The organism is Paraburkholderia largidicola (genome assembly GCF_013426895.1).
Classification (GTDB): domain Bacteria; phylum Pseudomonadota; class Gammaproteobacteria; order Burkholderiales; family Burkholderiaceae; genus Paraburkholderia; species Paraburkholderia largidicola.
Genome location: NZ_AP023177.1, coordinates 371,242 through 390,276 on the forward strand (window position 1 = coordinate 371,242; position 19,035 = coordinate 390,276).

The 19,035-nt window shown below is 62.0% G+C and carries 15 protein-coding genes and 1 pseudogene; 7 read left to right on the forward strand and 9 right to left on the reverse strand.

Annotated features, from left to right (window positions below; translation table 11 throughout):
- From PPGU16_RS41005 to PPGU16_RS41040, 8 genes are all read right to left on the reverse strand, one after another.
- Complete coding sequence (locus PPGU16_RS41005) at positions 1–1,503, reverse strand: SulP family inorganic anion transporter (RefSeq protein WP_180727297.1); 1,503 nt, start codon at positions 1,501–1,503, stop codon at positions 1–3.
- 66 nt (positions 1,504–1,569) lie between these two features.
- On the reverse strand, positions 1,570–2,442 hold the full coding sequence (locus tag PPGU16_RS41010; RefSeq protein WP_180727298.1) for a formylglycine-generating enzyme family protein: 873 nt from the start codon (positions 2,440–2,442) through the stop codon (positions 1,570–1,572).
- Positions 2,443–2,554: 112 nt separating this feature from the next.
- Positions 2,555–3,922 carry an arylsulfatase gene (locus tag PPGU16_RS41015; RefSeq protein ID WP_180727299.1) on the reverse strand — a complete coding sequence of 456 codons (1,368 nt, stop codon included), beginning with the start codon at positions 3,920–3,922 and terminating at the stop codon, positions 2,555–2,557.
- A gap of 100 nt (positions 3,923–4,022) precedes the next feature.
- On the reverse strand, positions 4,023–4,883 hold the full coding sequence (locus PPGU16_RS41020; protein ID WP_180727300.1) for an ABC transporter ATP-binding protein: 861 nt from the start codon (positions 4,881–4,883) through the stop codon (positions 4,023–4,025).
- Positions 4,880–5,764 (reverse strand): ABC transporter permease, encoded by an 885-nt coding sequence (locus PPGU16_RS41025; RefSeq protein ID WP_180727301.1) that lies wholly within the window; start codon positions 5,762–5,764, stop codon positions 4,880–4,882. The genes PPGU16_RS41020 and PPGU16_RS41025 overlap by 4 nt, the downstream gene beginning before the upstream one ends.
- A 1-nt stretch (position 5,765) precedes the next feature.
- The gene (locus PPGU16_RS41030) at positions 5,766–7,205 is read right to left on the reverse strand and encodes an ABC transporter substrate-binding protein (RefSeq protein ID WP_180727302.1); all 1,440 of its coding nucleotides are present in this window, start codon (positions 7,203–7,205) and stop codon (positions 5,766–5,768) included.
- Between the two features lie 108 nt (positions 7,206–7,313).
- Positions 7,314–8,072 carry a GntR family transcriptional regulator gene (locus tag PPGU16_RS41035; protein ID WP_180727303.1) on the reverse strand — a complete coding sequence of 253 codons (759 nt, stop codon included), beginning with the start codon at positions 8,070–8,072 and terminating at the stop codon, positions 7,314–7,316.
- Positions 8,073–8,302: 230 nt separating this feature from the next.
- Positions 8,303–8,914: a cadmium resistance transporter gene (locus PPGU16_RS41040; RefSeq protein WP_180727304.1), complete on the reverse strand. Its 612-nt coding sequence runs from the start codon at positions 8,912–8,914 to the stop codon at positions 8,303–8,305.
- 182 nt (positions 8,915–9,096) lie between these two features.
- On the opposite strand from PPGU16_RS41040, the gene PPGU16_RS41045 reads away from it, so the two are divergent.
- From PPGU16_RS41045 to PPGU16_RS41070, 7 genes and pseudogenes are all read left to right on the forward strand, one after another.
- Positions 9,097–9,891: a GntR family transcriptional regulator gene (locus PPGU16_RS41045; RefSeq protein WP_180727740.1), complete on the forward strand. Its 795-nt coding sequence runs from the start codon at positions 9,097–9,099 to the stop codon at positions 9,889–9,891.
- A gap of 61 nt (positions 9,892–9,952) precedes the next feature.
- On the forward strand, positions 9,953–10,099 hold the full coding sequence (locus PPGU16_RS41050; protein WP_180727305.1) for a hypothetical protein: 147 nt from the start codon (positions 9,953–9,955) through the stop codon (positions 10,097–10,099).
- Between the two features lie 148 nt (positions 10,100–10,247).
- Positions 10,248–10,667 (forward strand): RidA family protein, encoded by a 420-nt coding sequence (locus tag PPGU16_RS41055; protein ID WP_243460785.1) that lies wholly within the window; start codon positions 10,248–10,250, stop codon positions 10,665–10,667.
- Positions 10,668–10,681: 14 nt separating this feature from the next.
- Positions 10,682–10,810: a hypothetical protein gene (locus PPGU16_RS43170; protein ID WP_274600004.1), complete on the forward strand. Its 129-nt coding sequence runs from the start codon at positions 10,682–10,684 to the stop codon at positions 10,808–10,810.
- Between the two features lie 244 nt (positions 10,811–11,054).
- Positions 11,055–13,039 (forward strand): annotated as a pseudogene (locus tag PPGU16_RS41060) (TnsB C-terminal domain-containing protein).
- Positions 13,040–13,067: 28 nt separating this feature from the next.
- Positions 13,068–14,045 carry an AAA family ATPase gene (locus PPGU16_RS41065; RefSeq protein ID WP_180727306.1) on the forward strand — a complete coding sequence of 326 codons (978 nt, stop codon included), beginning with the start codon at positions 13,068–13,070 and terminating at the stop codon, positions 14,043–14,045.
- A 4-nt stretch (positions 14,046–14,049) separates the two neighbouring features.
- Positions 14,050–14,694 carry a hypothetical protein gene (locus tag PPGU16_RS41070; RefSeq protein ID WP_180727307.1) on the forward strand — a complete coding sequence of 215 codons (645 nt, stop codon included), beginning with the start codon at positions 14,050–14,052 and terminating at the stop codon, positions 14,692–14,694.
- A gap of 340 nt (positions 14,695–15,034) precedes the next feature.
- Here PPGU16_RS41070 and PPGU16_RS41075 read toward each other — a convergent pair whose 3' ends face one another.
- Positions 15,035–15,208: a hypothetical protein gene (locus PPGU16_RS41075; RefSeq protein ID WP_167306622.1), complete on the reverse strand. Its 174-nt coding sequence runs from the start codon at positions 15,206–15,208 to the stop codon at positions 15,035–15,037.
- Between the last annotated feature and the right edge of the window lie 3,827 nt (positions 15,209–19,035).

Genomic DNA, 19,035 nt, shown 5'->3' on the forward strand with positions numbered 1-19,035 from the left:
TCACCCGACATTGAGCTTGCCGCTGAGCCGCGCGTGAAACGCGCGGCTACGTTCGTCCAGTCCGGTGAACTGCACGGCGACGTCGTGCCGCCGATACTTCGCCTCGATCGAATCGAGCGCGGCGACTGTCGACACGTCCCAGATCTGCGACCGCGAAAAATCGATCACGACGGTACGCGGATCGGCCGAATAATCAAATCGATCGACGAGTTCATTGCTGCTGCCGAAGAAAAGCGGACCATGTATTTCGTAGCGTACGCTCTGTCCATTGGCGGACACGCTGCGCGTCGTGCGGATTACATGCGCAACGCGTCGCGCAAACAGCATGGTTGCGAGCAGCACGCCGCCGACCACGCCGATCGCAAGATTGCCTGTATAGACGGTCAACGCAACAGACATGAGCATCACGGCGGTTTCCGTCAACGGCATGCGGGCGACAGTAGCCGGCCGCAAGCTGTGCCAGTCCACCGTCCTGACCGCGACGACCATCATCACCGCCGCAAGCGCCACCATCGGGATATGTGCCATGACGGGACTCAGCCCAGTGATCAGCGCGAGCATTGTGAGCGCGGCCGCGAGCGTCGAGACCCGCGTGCGCGCGCCGCCGATTCCCACATTCACTACCGTCTGACCGATCATTGCGCAACCCGCGATGCCGCCGAACGCGCCCGCACACAGGTTTGCGAGCCCGAGCGCGCAGGATTCGCGCGTCTTGTCCGAACGCGTTTGCGTTATTTCATCGACGAGCTTCGCCGTCAGCAGCGTCTCGAGCAAACCGACGAACGCAATGCTGACCGCCGTTTGCCACACGATTTTCAGCGTCCCCAGGTCAAACGGTACAGTCCACGCCGTGAGGCCTGGCAGGTCCGCACGCACCGGCTGGCCCGCGCCGACTGTCGGCACGCCCCAGTGCGTCGCGAGCGCGAGGCCAGTGGCGACGACGATAGCGATCAGCGGCGAAGGAATGACGCGCGTGAAACGCGGCGCGCCCAGCACGATCGCGAGCGTTATCGCAAAGAGGCTATAGACGGCGGGAGATTGATGCATCACGTGCGGTAGCTGCGCACAGAAGATCAGGATGCCAAGCGCGTTGACGAAGCCGAGCATCACCGGCCGCGGAATGAAACGCACGATGCGTGCGAGGCCGAAGAGGCCAAACGCCGCCTGGATCAGCCCGCCGAGCAGCACGGCGGGAAGGATGTAGCCGGTCCCGTGCGTGTGCGCGAGCGGCCCGACCACGAGCGCAATGGAGCCCGCCGCCGCCGTGACCATCGCCGGACGCCCGCCGGCCAGCGACATCACGACGAGCAGTACGACCGAGGCGAACAACGCGAAACGCGGTTCCACGCCCGAGATGAACGAGAACGAAATCACCTCGGGGATCAGCGCGAGGCTCGTGACCACGCCCGCAAGCACCTCACGCAGCCATTCGGCGCGCGACGCGGGCAATGCAATGCGCGATGCGACGCGCGGTTTATCGATCCTGTTCGCAGGAGTTGTCATGACCCTATCCCGTTTGTTGACGACGTGGGGAGCGGCGTGGGCAGTGCCCGGCGGGCGGCGCACGCGTCAGGCACGTACGACGCATCGAAAGCCGATGTGGCTCGTTGACGTGTCGAGCGTCTGGCCTTGGCGCGCGGCCGGCCGATAACGAAGGCAATAGTTCGGTGCGCACAGGTGCGAGCCGCCCTTCACCACGTGGCGCACGTTCGGATCGTCGAGCTTCGATGACGGAATGCAGCACGACTTCGTCTCTCCGGCGCTGGGCGCCTCGCCGTAGCGCGTGGCGGTCCACTCCCACACGTTGCCCGCGACGTCGTAAAGACCGTACCCGTTGGCGGAATACGACTTCACCGGCGATGTGCGTTCGTAACCGTCGAGCCGCGTGTTCTGCCACGGAAACTCGCCTTGCCACGTGTTAGCCATCTGCCGGCCGTCCGGCGCGAACTCGTCGCCCCACGGATAGACCGCGCCGTCGAGCCCGCCGCGCGCTGCGTATTCCCATTCGATTTCGGTCGGCAGGGCCTTGCCGGCCCATGCCGCATATGCGCTCGCATCCGCAAACGACACATGCACGACCGGATGATCCAGGAGTCCTTCGAGACCGCTTTCCGGGCCTTGCGGATGCCGCCAGCTCGCACCGGGCACATACGCCCACCACTGCCGATAGTCGCCGCGCCTGACGCGCCCGGGCGGCTGCGTGAACACCAGCGACGCCGGACACAGCAGCGCGGGATCGGCCTGTGGATAAAGCGCGGGATCGGGCTCGCGCTCGGCCGTCGTCAGATAGCCGGTCGCATCGACGAACGCAGCGAACTGCGCATTGGTGACCGGATGCGCGTCGATCCAGAAATCCGGCGCGCTCGCGCGCCGCGCCGGACGCTCTTCCCTGTAGAAGAGATCGGAACCCATCGTGAAGTCGCCGCCCACAATTCGCACCATGCCGTTGGTGCGGGCGGTTTCCGTCGCTGGGGCCTGTGCCGCTGCCTTTGCGGAAGAGCAGCAGCATGCACGCTTCGCGGGTCGTGCGTCCGTCGTCGGCGCGCTCATCGCGTTAGGCGTTGAAGACCGACTTCGGGACGAAGTAGAGTTCCGAGCCGGGCGGAATCAGCTCTTCCTGCTTCACGCTATCCTCGAATTCGCGCACGACGCGATGCGCGTGTTGCATCACCCACCACCGCACATAACGCTGATTGACCGCTTCGCGCTCCTTCGGGTCCTCCTGCAGATGCGTGATCCGCGCGAAGCCAAGCGGCAGTTCGGGATCGTGGAAATGCTGCTGGCGTTTGAAGTTGATCTTGAAGTCCTTCCACTTCACCGCGTGCAGTTCGTCCTTGAGCCACACCATGCACGATTCGCGATTCGAGGTCGGCTGTTCGCCGAGGAAGAAGCGCGTCTGATCCTTGCCGTCGATGAGCCGGTCCTTCGGCGGCTCGGCGCCCGCGAAACTCAGCAGCGTCGTGAACATGTCGGTGACGTGCACCATCTCGTTGCTCTCGACGCCGGCCGGAATGCGGCCGGGCCAGCGCGCCAGGAGCGGCGTTCGGATGCCGCCTTCCGCCGAACTGAAGTAGGAGCCGTCGAAAAAGCCCCCTGTGCCGCGTCCCGCGAGATGGTCCTCGGCGCCGTTGTCGCCGCAGAGGATCACGATCGTGTCGTCGGCCACGCCGAGACGGTCCAGTTCGTCGAGCAGCACGCCGAAGTCGTGATCGAGCATCAGCAGGCAGTCGCCCCAGTCGCCGTTGGTACTCTTGCCCACGAATTCGTCGCGCGGCGACATCGGGAAATGCATCAGCGAATGATTGAAGTACAGGAAAAACGGTTCGTCGTTCTTCACGCAGCGCTGCATGAAGTCGATGCCGCGTTTCTGGTATTCCAGGTCGCAGGTCTTCTTGGTTTCCATGGTGAGCTGCTCGTCGAGGAGCGGTTTCGTGCCCTTGCCCTTGAAACCCTCGTGCATATATGAGTAGCCATCGCGCTCCGGCACATAGTGCGGATCTTCCAGCCACATGCACTCGTCGTACGTCCGCAGCGGACCGTACCACTCGTCGAAGCCGTGATCCGTCGGGAACCGACCGTCCTCCGCGCCGATATGCCATTTGCCGAGACACGACGACTTATAGCCGCCCTTCGCCAGCAGTTCGGCAATCGTGATTTCCCACGTCACTAGGCCGCCGCCGTTGCCTCCGAGCGCGATCGTGTGATTGCCCGAACGGATTGGATAGCGGCCCGTCATCAGCGCGGAGCGTGTGGGCGTGCACTGCGGTTCAACCACGTAGTGGGTCAGCTTGGTGCCCTCCTTGCTGAACGCGTCGATGCGCTTCGTATCCGCGCCGCGCAGCTTGCCACCGCCATAGCAGCCCAGTTCGCCCATGCCCAGATTGTCGACGTGGAAGAACAGGATGTTGGGTTTCTTGCTCATTGCAAAACTCCATCTGTCGGAAGCGCTATCCCCCGCTCCCGGTTAGGGATACTGATCAACAAAAATGCCGGCGCTCTTCGATCCGCCGTGCATGAAGCCCTCAAAGCATTTCTTCGACGCCGTTCGGGCCCATCTCGATGCCGAAACCGTCGACGCCGCCGGACGCCAGCTCCGATCCCATCGCGGCGAGCGACTCTTCGCGGATCAGGTTCTTCAGCCTGTGAACCAGTTCGACAAACTCGGGCGTGTCGAACATCGCCGGAGTGCGCGGACGAGGCAACGGCACGCGGATTTCCGCCTTGACACGGCCGGGCCGCGCCGTCATTACGTAGACGCGATCGGACAGAAACACCGCCTCCTCGATGTCGTGCGTGATGAACAGCACTGAAAGCCGGAAGCGTTGCCACATGTTCGTCAGGATTTCCTGCATGACGGTACGCGTCTGCGTGTCGAGCGCTCCGAACGGCTCGTCCATCAGCAACACCTGCGGATTGGCCGCGAGCGCGCGAACGATGCCTATGCGCTGCTTCATGCCGCCCGACAGTTGATCCGGATAGTGGTTCTCAAACGCAAGTAATCCGGCGAGACCCAGCAGCGTACGGGCGGTGCTTTCCCGCTTTGCACGTGATACGCCCGCCATCTTCTGGCCGAACTCGACGTTCTCGCGTACCCTTAGCCAGGGAAACAGCGAATACTGCTGAAACACCACGCCGCGGTCCGCGCCGGGCTTCCTGATCGGCACGCCATCCAGCGTGGCCGTGCCGCGCGTCGGCTTCGTGAAGCCCGCCACGATGCTCAGCAGCGAAGACTTTCCGCAGCCCGATGGCCCGATCAGCGAAACGAACTCGTGCGGCTCGACGGTGATGGAAACATCCTTCACGGCCTCGGTCTGCGCGTCGCCCGACCCGAACACGACGCCAACGTTGCGGCAGTCGATCCGACCTTTGTTGGTTTTGCTCATTTGCGCGCTCCGTTCATGTATGCGAGCCACGGCGTCGACCACTGACCGACGAGGCGGATTGCGCCGCCGCACAGCAGACCAAGCGTACCGATCGTAATCATGCCGAGCACGATGGCCGGATAATCGACCAGCGAATAAGCCTCCCACGTGTAGTAGCCGACGCCATACTGCCCTGAGATCATCTCCGCCGCTATCAGCGATACCCACGCGACGCCCATACCCACCGTGAGGCCCGTGAAGATGTTCGGCAGCACACCCGGGAGAATCACATGCCAGAACAACTGCGCTTCGCTCGCACCGAGACATCGGCCCGCGCGCAGCAACACGCTGTCGAGCGATTCGACGCCGTCCACCGTGTTGAGCAGGACAGGATAGAACGCGCCTATAAAAGTGATGAACACGATCGACGATTCGGTGGTCGGCCACAGCATGATCGACAGCGGCACCCACGCGATCGCGGGGATCGGGCGCATCACTTCGATCGCCGGCATCAGCAGTTGGCTCACGATACGATAACGCCCGATCAGCAGCCCGAGGCCCACGCCAGACAGCAGCGCGATAAAAAAGCCGGCGAAAATGCGCCGTACGCTACTGCCGACGTCAACCGCAAACTTGTGCGAGCCGATGATGTGACGGGCCTCGCGAAACACGTCGAGCGGCGTCGGCACGTCCTGGAAGCGAATGTAGAACTGCACCCGGTAACGCGTGGCGAGATACCAGAGCACGAACAGCACGCCTATCGACACGCTGGCCAGCGCAGCCTTCGTGCCGAGCGCGCGGGCGCTGCCGGGCGACGGTGCGAACAGGCGACGTATTTTTGGCGGCCGCACGGACGGCGTGGGCGCACCGCTGTCGACGTTCAGATCAAACAACCGTTCCATGTCACTTTTCTCCTTTACGGGCGGCGTTCAACGCCTGTGTATAGTCGACCACCCTCGCGCCCGACTTCTTCGCGCTCGCTTCGGCATCGCGCTTGAGGAGGAACGGCTGGATGTCCGGCTTCGCCTTGTCCGCGCCGCCGAGCGTGTAGAACGCGGCGTCCGCAAAAACCTTCACTCCGAGCCTGCCATCCATCAGATAGACCGCATCGAGTTTTCTGCCCTGCGCGTGGTACTGATCGACGCCCGCGAGCGTACAGGCCGCCGAGCTGAACGAAACGATGTTACCGCCGTCAATCCAGATCTGTCCGGCCCGCGACGGATCGGCAATCGGCGCGTGGCAAAGGGTGTCGGTTCCCTCGACCTGATAGTTCGAAAAGCTTGCGAGCTGCGCATCGTAGTTGCGACCGGTTTCTCTGAACGCTTCGCGTACGAACGAATCGTCGACCCACTTGTCGATGTCGAGATCCTTCACCATTTCGAGCTTCTTGAGCACTGCGTAGTCCTTTTTCAACGCGGCGACCCAGCGCGGCTTGATGGTCGGATCGAGCGTGTCGATGCCGCCGGGACCGAGGAAGATGTAGGCGACCTCCTTGTTCACCCCCGTCCACGATTGAATCTTTTCCGCCGCCTGTACCGGATTTTTCCGGACCCAGTCATTCGCATCCATCAACGCCTTGATATAGGCGGTTACGATCTCCGGATACTTCTGTCCGAAGTCCTTGCGGATTACGACGCCATGAAACGTCGGCTGCCCGGTCTCGACGCCGTCGAAGATCTTCCGTGCGTATCCGCGAAAAGGCAGCAGCTCCCCGAACGGCACGAAATCCGCATGTGCGTCGACGCGGCTTTCCTGGATGCTGGTGCTGCCCACTTCCGGGGACTGATTGGTGAGCGAAAAGTAATCGCTCGGCAATCCGCGGCTTTGCAGCGCGGCGAGCACCATGCCGTGCGCGGCGGAGCCGAACGGGACTGAGACGCGCTTGCCCTTCAGGTCGTTAAGATCGTAGTACGGCGAATTCTTCGGTACCACCACGCCGTTGCCTCCGCCGAGCGCGTTGTACGCAAGCACTGCGACGAGTTCGGTATCGTTGCCGGTTGCATGGCCCGTCGCGCCGTTCACGAGCAGCGGATAATCGCCCATCATCCCGATCTGCAGCTTGCCCGCAATCATGCCGTTCGTGATCGGTGGCCCGGACGTCGCGTTCTGCCAGGTCACGTTGTACGTGACGTCCTTGTACTTGCCGGTGTGTGGCAGATATCTGTTCAGCAAGCCCAATTGCTTGATGATGATGCCGCCCGTAACCGTGTTGGTCGTCGTATCCTGGGTACCGATGCCGATGTCGATCGATTCGGCGTGCGCGTTGCCAGTACCCGCCAGCACGGCTCCCATCGCGACGAGCGAACTGCATAACGCACAGCCTGTCAAATCCCTGATTCGCATGATGTAACCTTGAAGATTGAATGACATGAGATCGCGCAGCCTGGCCCATGTCGGACAATGACAACCGGAACGCCGAAACGGCGCCCGCATCTGATCGGGTCGGAGTCCTTAGCTTGTGGCGCCGACGGCCTGCCTCTCGACGTGGACCTTGAACTGGAAAGCATCTCCCCGGTAATACAGCTCCTCATATTCGAGCGGCGCGCCAGCGCTCGTGTGAATCACGCGCTCTATGAACAGAATCGGCGCGCCCTCCTCCACGCCGAGCACTTTGCACAATTCGTCGGTGGCGAGAAGCGAGCACATCTGAAGATCGGCGTGTCCCAGCACGATCTGGCAGTCGTTTTCGAGCACCGTAAACACGTCGCGATTCGTCAGGTCGGCCTTCGCGACGCGCAAACCGATTTCGGACGGCAGATACGACACGTCGAGCGAAATGGGCGCGCGGCTCAAGAAGCGCAGCCGCCTCAATTCGACGACCCGCGCGCCGCATGCGATTCGGTCGCGAACATGCCTCGGCGGCACGATACTGCGCAGCGACAGCACCTTCGAATGCGTTTCATAGCCCATCTGGCGCATCGACGCTCCGAAGCCCTGCAGGCTGCCGAGATCCTGAAACGCGCGCGGACGCGAGACGTACGTCCCCTTGCCATGAATACGGAAGACGAGCCCCTCGTTCTGCAGATTGCCGAGTGCCTGACGTGCCGTGATTCGGCTAACGTTGAAGGCTTTCATCAGTTCGCTTTCGGAAGGCATCTGCTGATTCGGCCGGTACTTTCCCCCCAGAATCCGATCGCGCAGGATGTCGGCAATCTGCATATACATTGGGCCGGGCGCGCCGAGATGTATCGGCGGTCCGTCCTCGGGCATGGTGCTCGTCGCAGGTGCGGGAAAGTCGTCCACGTGCATGGCAGTAGTTATAACTCGTCATTACAAGTTGCCTTTGATAAGGCAAGAGCTGTGCCAACGTTTCCGTCGCGTAAACCGCCGTATTTTCGGATTTCGCTACCGACCTTTTGCCCCACAAGCGAACTTGGCTGCGGCGTTCGGTGCAGGAGCGTTTCCGACTGGTGCACACTTCGCGCGCGTCCCGTCAGTGTTCAGATCCATGCGAGCGTTTTAAAGCGCAGCAGCAGCGAGAGGCCGACCGCCGTCGTCATGAACGGCGCGACGCGGGCCGCCGCAATGCGCAGCGCGTGGATCGACACCCGTGAGCGCACCGTGAAGAACGCACAGGCGCACAGCGCGGCCGTCAGCAGAACGAAGTCTGCCGCGACCCACGCCACGTCGGCCGGCGCGCGGCCCGCGAACAGACTCGAATAGACCAGGACATTGTCGACCGCGCCGGACGTGGCAACGAGACCCACGGTCGCGACACGAGCCGGTCGCCCTTTCCCGGAGAATGTCCCATGCGTGGGCTCAGGCATGCCGGCGTCGCCGGCCCGACGCAACCCCACGATGCCCTTCAGCCCGACGACGAGCGGCACGACGCCCGCAAGCCCGACGAACGGGGTGTCGGAGCGCCATCCCAACTGTCCGATCGCGAGGGAAAGCGCGACCTGCACCCCCACGCTGACGAATTGCCCCGCGGCGACCTCCATCGCGCGATAGCGCGCGTTGCCGAAGAAGACGAGCAGAAGCGAGTAACCGTCGACGTTGGTCGACAGGTACGCGGCCGTCGCCGCCATCATCAAGGTAGAGAGCCCGTTCAACGCCTGCTCCCGTCTTGTCCGGCTCGTCGCGAGGCGCGTCTGGATCTTTCCCTCATGGCAAAACCCCCTTGTTATTACATGATATGTTCACACTACGCAAATACGATGCCATCCAGCGCACAGCCGGCACGCAACGGTATAATCTTTTGAAATCAAAACCGCACGATGCGGCCCCATCGAACATGCCCAACCTCCACCCGCCATTCGAGCTCGACTCCCCGATCCCGCTCTATCAGCAGATAAAGGAAAAGCTACGTAGCGGCATTCTCGACGGCACCTACGGGCCTCACTGCCGGATGCCGTCCGAGAGCGAACTCCAGGAGATGTTCGACGTCAGCCGCATCACCATTCGGCAGGCGCTTGGCGATTTGCAGAAAGAAGGCCTGATTTTCAAGGTGCACGGCAAAGGCTCGTTCGTCTCCCAGCCGAAAGCCTCGCAGAACATCACCTCGCTGCAAGGCTTTGCCGAAGCGATGTCGAGCGAAGGGCACGAGATTTCCAATCGGGTGGTGTCATTCGAGTTCGTGCCCGCGAGCACGCAGGTCGCGGCCAAGCTCGAACTGGATGAAGGGACGCCCGTCGCAGAGATACATCGCGTACGGCTGCTGAACCGCAAGCCCACGTCGTACGAGATTACGTTCGTGCCCGAGCCGCTCGGCAAAAGGCTTCAGCGCGCGGACCTGATAACAAGAGACATTTTCCTGATTCTCGAAAACGACTGCGGCATAGCGCTTGGCAGCGCGGACCTAGCCATCGACGCGACGGCAGCGACGCCCGCGATAGCGCTCGCCCTCGAAGCTCGCAAGGGGGCGCCGCTGCTGCAGGTCGAGCGCCTGACCTACGACGCCGCCAAACGTCCGATCGACTTTGAATACCTATACTTCAAGAGCGGGACGTTCCAGTACCGGCTGAAAGTGGACCGCAAGCGGTCGGCCGACGCGCGTGGCAAGCGCCAAGCCACGGAAGCGAAGGCGTGAGTACCCGGCGCTTCGCGCGCCGCCCGGCTAACAATGGGCTGTCATTGATGTAACCAGTCAGATGGAGCCCATCCTGTCCGGCCTGTCCAATGCCAATGCGTGCGCGGTCGTCGCGTCGATGCCCGCACAGAACCGCTGGGCAACGTTCGCCGACGAGCTGGCCAAACTCGATACCGCGAGGCGAAATCTGCAGCGCACCGATGCCTGAGGCGACCACTGCGCCGTGCTATCAAGCAATGGAATACCAGCACCGGAAGTTTCATTACCGGGCCGCTATCCACACTAGTCTCAAGGCGTTGCTGCGGCATCGCAGCAGCAACCTGACATGCAACGCGAGAGACAGGAACAGCGCATGAATGAGACAGCTCAAACCCAGGTCATGCCCGGCAAGGCGACACCGCGCGGGCGACTTTCTTTTCGTGTCGGGCTCCAGTTCGCAGCGGCCCGACAACGCCTTCGCCGGTGCTTACGCCGATAGCTTCGGCACGGCATCCGCCGATATTCGCGCGCAGACGCGCTCGGTGATCGAGAACGTCCGCGACATCCTGCGCGCCCAAGCCGCCGATCTGTCGAACGTCGTCGAGGTGACGACGTTCCTCGTCAATATGAACGACTTCGGCGGCTACAACGAAGTCTATGGCGAGTACTTCGACGAAACGGGTCCGGCGCGCACGACGGTCGCGGTGAATCAGTTGCCGCATCCGCTGCTCGCCATCGAGATCAAGGCGGTCGCGTGGGCGCCGCGCGCCGCTGCGGCGAATCGCCGGGCTGACTGAACAGGAGAACGCGCATGTTGAAGTACTGCAAGCCGCTCAACTTCGCACACTGGGTCGATGAGCGCGCGCATTTGCTGAAGCCGGCCGGCCGCGCGCTGTCCAGCAAGACCCTGCGAGCCTCATCCTGTCTGCCGTCTGATTGAAGGTTGATTACCTGCTCGATTAATGGCAAGGCACGCGCCCGCTCAGACTTGATTCCAGCGTAGATCCCCTTTTCGTCGTCGACGTTCGAACCTTCGAGGAAGATTCTTTCGAGCGGCTCAGAAGACTGTTCATAGTCGCGCTGGAGCTTCCTGATGTTCTGTATCACAGCAGGGAGTTCGTCTTTGCCAGCCAGTGTGACGTCCCGCAAGACGATCATCGCACGATCGTGAACGCCGCCCCAAACTGGAGTTGCAGTCAATCGACGTGAGCGCGTGGCCTACTGTCGCCTTTACCGAACTGGACGATGTGGCGCGGGCCACATTCGAGACACGTCAACACGCCGTGTTGCGCTACACAGCCGGAGAGTCGGTCAAGGCAATCGAGCGTTCAACGGGCATCAATCGCCGGCAACTGTACCGATGGCTCGAACGAGCCCAGGCACCACACCCTGATGGACGTCCATTCGGCTTTCGGGCGCTCATTCGCTATTTGCGCATCGCGGATTACGGGCGGGTGTGCGACGTGCAGGTGCGAGGCGAGCGCGGCAGCCGGGGCGCCGCTGGTGCATTGACGCAGCTGTTCGAGCGTTACCCTGAATTGACTGGATGGCTTCTGCTTCAGGTCAAACAGCGCAGGGTGCTGCTCGAGCAGAGGCATACGGATGGACATCTGCGCACGCGCCTACGCGGTTTGCAATCGATGCACGATGAATTCCTGCGCCGATGTCGATCATTGGGATTGACGGCGGCCGACTATCCCTTCAACACCGGCGACCATGCGGTTCGCTCGCTGTCCCGACGGTTGAAGGCGGAACTGCCGCGTACGTTTGGCACGGCGGCACGCTCAGCCGGCGCCTCGCACCTTAAGGGCCTGCCCCGGCTCGACGGCGCGGACGCACCTGCGGCGGTCCGGCCGTACCAGGTCGTCGAATTTGATGGTCATCGGCTCGATATCAGGCTCAAGGTTGTCGTGCGGGATCCACTCGGTTTCGCACACGAATTCGAGATGGAACGGGTATGGCTCCTGGTAATCATCGATGTGTGCACGCGCGCCGTGCTCGGCTATCACATAGCGTTTCGCGAATACAGCCGGTATGACGTCGTCAAGACAATCGAGAATGCACTCGAGCCCCATCGTGCGCGAATGTTCACCATCGCAGGGCTTGGGTATGGACCACAGGACGGTTTTCCGTCGGGTCGCTTGCCCGAACTGGCGTACGTCACGTGGGAGTGGATCAAACTCGACAACGCAAAGGCCAATCTCGCAAGGGAAACACTGAATTCGTTGTGCGAGTTTGTTGGCTGTGTCGCTGACGCCGGACCGAAGTACAGCCCCGATGAGCGACCCTATATTGAGAGGTTTTTTGGGACGATCGCGAACCGCCTCTCATCGCGTTTGCCTGGCTATACGGGTGCTCATCCTCGCGATCTGCGTCGGGCACTCGCAGATCCGAAGGGCGACCTGAGGCTCTACGTCTCACTCGACGAACTCTCGGAACTCGTTGAGTACAGCATTTCCCGCTACAACGGCACCCCGCACGCCGGCCTTAACAACGCACGCCACTCGAAGCGATGGAATATTTCGTGCGCGGCAAACAGACGCTTGTGAGATGGCTGGCCCAGGCGCGTCGCCAGACACTCTGCCTGATGCAATCGGCCCGACGATGCCGGGTGCGCGCCTATCTCTCTCAAGGCGTACGTCCGCATATCAACCTGCATGGTGTGCGCTACACGAGCCGGTTGCTCGCGGCAGGTACGCATCTGATCGGCGAGTATCTGCTGGTCTACATGAACGCTGACGACTTGCGCTCAGTACGCGCCTTCGTGGCCAGTGGCGAGGAACTGGGTGTCCTCGAGGCGCAAGGGGCGTGGGGCGTCGTGCCGCACAATCTCAAACTGCGTCAGGAGATTCTCAAGCAATCTGGCAAGCGCCAACGCCATATTGCTGCGATCGATACCAATCCAATCGAGGTCTACGTCCAGAAAAAGCTCACGCAGGCGAGGAAGACTCGGAAAGCAGCGACGGATCTCGCCAACGTCACGCGGATTCTGACGTCGGCCCCGACGGTACGTACGCCTGTGGGGCCGAAACGTCGGGCCGAGGCAGAGACTACGACAATGGTCGCATCACCAACCCCAGTCACACAGCCGGCGACGGACATCGATCTCGCGCCACGGCTATCGGTGCGCCCACGCAAGCTCTCCATCGGTACCGGTCAGGTCTTCTGATTTCGTCGCTCACGCCAGGAGGTGCATCATGTCGCTCGAAGTGCCGCGTCCGATTGATCCTTCATTGCATCCGCTCGTCACCGGCAATTACCGCCTGGCGACGCCCGCGATCGAAGCGTTCTATGAACTTGTCACCCGCTGCCTGCGATATCGGATCCCTGGCGCACTTATCTATGGACCGCCGCGCATTGGCAAAACCCGCGCGATCGAGTATGTGCGGCTCCTGCTTGCGCGTCAGTACCCGAAGATGTCCAGCTACCATGCACAGTGCGAGCACAAGCCGAAACACGCGGAAGGCCCCTTCTTCACCAATCTGCTGGAGGCCGTCGGTGATCATGCTCCGCACGCGGGTACGAGTTCGGCAAAGCGCAGTCGCCTCTCGCTGCGTATCCGCGAGGCCGCGGCCCGCGCCGGAAGCGGCACCGTACTCCTCTTCTGCGATGAGAGCCAACGTTACAACGAGAATGAATATGAATGGCTGCGGGATGTGCATGATGCGCTCGATCGCCAGCAGATCAAGCTCTTCACGTTCCTCGTTGGCCAGCAGGAACTTCTGGCGCAGAAAACAGCCCTGCAGGTCGCAGGCAAAACACAGATCGTTGCGCGTCTGATGGTCGAGGAACTCGCGTTTTATGGCATCAGGAACGCCGAGGATGTCGCCACGTGCCTGAATGGCTACGATCAGACCGCGTATCCGGAAGGTTCTCATTGGAGCTTCACGCGGTTCTACATCCCACAGGCGTTTGACGCCGGCTATCGTCTGGTTGCCGACTCGGGAACGCTTTGGCAAGCGTTCGAGGCTGCGCATCACAAGGCGAGCCTGCCGGGCAACCTTGAAATACCGATGGAATCGTTTGCTCGCGCTGTCGAGATTGTGCTCAAGGAAAGTGAGCTCAAGGACGCTCCGGGGCATTGCCCTGATGCTGCCTTGTGGACTCACGCGGTTCAGCACTGCGGCTATGTTCAGTCCCGCCATGCGACGGGCCGCGTGCTGGCAACGGTGTGATCTCGTGGCACTCACGCGCCCGCGCTTCCCGATTCTGGCGTTTGATGAGTGGGAGCTTTCGCTTTCGCGAGGAAGTGCGTTCAACCAGAAGTGGCTGATGCCCGGCGAATCGCTGATCTCTATCCTGTGGAAGTTCGCGTGCGCGAACGTACTGCCCGGAGACGCGCTCATGCATCTGATCAGCCCGTTGGTTGATCCGTCTATGGGTGTAGCACCCGTGCGCGACAACATCGAACTCGCACGTCTGTGTCGCGTACTCCGTTTGCCCGAAGGGGTTTTGCGGATGTCCTTGCTTGACGCAGCCCTTGCGGTTCCGACTCACCCGGCCTTCCGATATTGCAGACTGTGCGCCGCGCATGGCTACCACAGCGTGCTATATCAACTTGAGGAGGAAGAGCGCTGTCCCGTACATCATCAATCACTCGACACACGTTGTCTGCATTGCAGTTGCGAGACGCCGCACATCCTCAGCGCCAGCGTAATCGAGGCCCCGTTTCGATGCTTGGGGTGCCGTTCCCATGTCAGTTATGGTCGACTATCGCTCCGCTCGACCATTCCCGCGATGAGCAGGCAGGACCGCATGGCGCTCAGTCGCCACTGGCTGCTGCGCTCGGGCAACGACATGAACGGCGGCTCCGGAAGTGCGTGATCGCGAGTTGTCGGCGCCGGCATCTCAAAAGCAGTTGGAGACACTTTTATTTCGGTTCTGGTAACAGACTGAATCTGCTGGAGTTTTTTGCGCCGCTGCATTACACGAACGCGAGTTGACAGAATTATTGGCGCAACGGAGACACTTTTAATACTGTCTACGGCTGGATCACGGGAGCGGTTGGAGAGACGTGCGGCGACCAGGCGCAGCGCCGAACGGTGCAGGCCTCCGCGGGGCGACCCGCCAGCGGTCCCCGCGATTCAATGCGGGAATGCAGGGGCGGCAACGCGATCCGGTCATGCGGACCCGACAACGCCTTTTCCGTTGCTGATGCCTGCCGCTAGTCGGTCATCACGCGGGCGCGCAGGTGCTCGAGGGTCGCCTTCAGTTGTCGGCGCAACTGTGGACCATTCGTGACCAGGTGCCCCTCACGCTCGAGCCGGTCAAGCAGATCGATCTCACGCAGCAGACGTTCGATTGCGCTGTTCGTGTCGTCAGCTTTCTGTTCGGCCATAGCACCCGCCCTTTACTCTGCTTGTAGTCGGAAAATAGTATAGGGGACGGGTGCGGCGCCGGGGATATCGCTGAAATTATTTCCGGGCGCAGATGGCACCGGCCTGCGGTGATGACCCGCGTGTCCACGCGGCCGTCATGGTCGAACGCCTTTGCGCCCTCCTCGCCGCGCTTCGACGACCAATCACATGGCTTGCCTACTACCGCGTCGAAACCGATCTGGCCAACGCGACACGAAGTCGGTACCGCTGCCCTTAAGCGCATGCGGCACCCATGCCGTACGATCAGCGCAGTTCCGATTTCGCGCACTCAGGCTCTGATCTTCCTCTTGGTGGTCTCACGTTCACCGCAATGAGCCGCGAAGTTACGAATAACGTATTGAACACTACATTTCAGCGCGAAAGTTGCAATAATATGCTGAACTGGCGGCCACGGACTGCTGACGGACCTCGGCCTGTCCTTTTCCGTGAAACATTCGACAAATAACTCGAATAAAGATCACTAAATCAATGATTTATAACTTTTAATCCGCCGCCCGGGATGTTTCACGGACAACCGACCCAGCAACGCTAGTGATTTAACATTACGGCCCGATAATGTTGAAAGCTTCGGGAATGTCGCGCTGGCAGCGCCTGTTGGTGAGCGTTTGCCAAGGCGAACAGGCGTCCACGGCCCGGCAACGCCACCGCATGTTGTGAGCGGGTGCCGCAGCGGCCCTGTCCAAGCACGGCCAGATGGGCGCATACGTCTGCCCGATCCACGAGCCCGGGAGGAACGACTGGCTACGCCTGCCATGGCGCGAGCCGTGCCGAATCCGCTCACGCATCATAAGGCCGTCGGGGTGGTACACACTCGACAGCACTTCACCCTGTATCGACGTGCGCGTAACCCGCCGGAGTATCGTGACCTTGCACGATGCGCTGGCTGCCGTCGTACGACGCGCTCGCGATACCGAGACAGCACCTGCGCCTGATGCCGGGCGGTACTACCACCGCAGAGTTACACGGCCACGACGACGTGCTAATGCTCGATACGTAAGGCGACCAGGTGGACCTGGATGGCGTGTCCGGCGAAGCGGAACTGCGGATGCTCTATTGCGCCGACTTTCCGCTCCGTGACCTCGCCGCGTGTCGACCGGAAGTGCCCGCAATGCTCGTCTTCGCGCGCCAAGCGGGTGGCGCTTGCCCGCAAGCATCGGCCCTCGCCGATACGCCACAGCATAACCCACCCGCTCGACAGCTAGTTCGATCCCTTCGTGGCGGCACGGCTAGCCGTCGCGGGACTAACACCCTCGCCTACCTGCTGGCGCTTTTCCGGCGCCGGCAGCCGCGCTGGCGCACCGCCGCGCTGCGTTTCGATCCGAAAGGCGCGCAGCGCATCATGGGCTGTCGCTGCATGCCGCGTCGCTCGGCGAGCTGTCGCCTCTTGTGACCGTGCCGCGCCGGCGGTTCGGAGCCGCTCATCCAGGGATTGCAAGGACACCCCAACTGGGGACATCGATTGACGTAACGCCGCTCAAATCGCTGCAGGCGATGCCGCTACCGGCCAACGCGACAGATCGCAGCGTCTCAACCGCGCGCCGCGCCTCGCCTATCAGGGCGCGCTCGATCGCGATCTCAACGTCCTCCATGCGTGGATCGCGGTCTGCGACGCGAAGCGGAACGGCTGCTACTGCGCGCGATCATCGTCGCTGAACACATTGGACCTTGGCGCGTGCATCAACGGTTTCTCGCCGATCCGCATCCGACGGGGCGCTGGATCCGCCAGGCAAAGTGGAACTGTTCTATCCGGCATGACGGCCCTTCATCAAGCCATTTCGCGATTGCGTCCGCGAAATCGCCCACAAGCTGCTGTCGGCCATGTGCGGCTCGCCGGTCAGGCAGCAGTACCTTCTGATCAACCCGGCCCATGGTCCGGCTAGGTTAGGGTTGCATGAAACGGGCGGGGGCCGCGGCGGACTTGGCCCAGACGCGTACGCAGTCGTTTCGTGCCGTAGACCGTCAGTCAGCGGCGTCCGACGCCAGCCGATCACCTCGACCATTTCGCGCTGTTGCTAGCCTGCGACTGACCGCGCCGCTTGGAATTGGTGACCGCCACCACGGGCGCCTGGTCACGCGATGCGGTCAACCTAGTGGTCAACGAGGGGTGGACCCTGCAGGTCGAGCGCAAAAGCCTGTGCGGTTGATGCAGACCTCACCGACTCCCTGCAGGTGCGGCCCAGAGCCCTGCACGCTGCGGACTGCGCGGATGGATACACCACTGATCGGCCATCTCATAGGGTGCTGGCCTCTGACACCCGACGCGCTACCCCGCGTCTGCAGGCACATCTTCACGCACGTTGCGCAACTGTTCTAGTCTTCCTATCTAAGCGCCGCGGCCGATTTGTGGCGGACGAGTACCGATTGGCTACGCCGCACGCACGCGGACCACGCCTTCGATTCAGACTGTGACCTGCGCGATGTGCAGACATAGGGCATGCCAGCCTCAGCACGAGCACCCTCGACACGAAAGGGAATGACATCCGACGCTACCAGCCCATGAACGTGTTCGAGGACGCGCTGTCGGTCGGCGAGGCGTAGGGGCTCGTGCGGGACGGGCGTTGTCCGTCTCGCATGGAAGATCAACCCGGCACCTGAACATCTCGCTGCCAAGGCGCAATATCTCGCAAAACACCTGCTTGTTGCCTCGCTGGATGCGTGTCTAGAGTCTAGACACAATCACACGTCACCTACCGCCCCCGGTGTTGGGGCACCGCTGTCGCGCGTCGACACACAGATGCGGAATAACAAGGCGACCGAGATCGCGGCTGGCGTGATGAATATGACGCATGTCCCGCCCGTTGACCGCCTGTCGATGGCCATTCGCCCTGTGCCGTCCCAGCGGGCATGGACGGCACTCCGCAGTGCGTTTGCAAGCGTGGCCGAGACGAAAAGGTGCTGATGGCCGTGACATACCGCCCTCCGCACGCGGCTTCCTGCATAGCCTTGACACAGCGTTGGAAGGCCCGCACATGGCGTGGCGCATCCGAGCAGATCTCGTGCCCGACGACAGCGGTTGCGCCATGCGCCCCGCGATTACCCAGGGCAACAAGCACTGGAAGTCGGGCGGGATACAGACATGCACCAGGTCAAAGGGGAAGGCGCAAGCATTGTGCGGTCCCCCCCCGGTCGTGGCATCCGCAGTTCAAGTGATTAGCTCGCTGCTGCACGCCAATATGTGAAGGCCGCATGCTACCCCGGGAGGCACCTGTCCCTTGCTGAAGCGCGACAGCAACCGGCATGCAGGTCCGCGAGCGACCTTTCACACTCGCGATACCTATCATCCCCGCCATGCACGGAAAGATAACCAAAGCGGGACACTACTAATCCCGGTCAGAGGGGCCATGTCGAATCGCTCCCCTGACGCTACTCACCCTCGTACCGTGAGGCGTAGTGTACGGCCCCCGGACGACCACGCTGTGTGCGGGAAGGCCATCAACTAGGTGCCGAACGCCGTCGCCTTAGCAAGGCGAAGACGTCGGCCACCGGAACCGCGCAGGGTGTAGGGCCGTCGTGACTTGCCGTAAGTCGACGGAAGTTGTCGGGAATTTGCGTCGCTAACCGGAAGGGGACCGTGCGATTGGCCGGACTCCTTGACCCGGGGTGACGGCGCGAGGGGGTTGGCAGGCTATCCCGCGCGTGCACACCCTGCCAGCCAGCATGCCGAAGTAGGGTGCACGAGGCAGCGAGTGGTTGGAGGAGAGCAGGTGTTGGCTCACCTTGTAACCTACCGAGTGCGAGTCCCAACGGCTATCCCCCGGATCTGTCTAGACTCTAGACACGTCGTCCG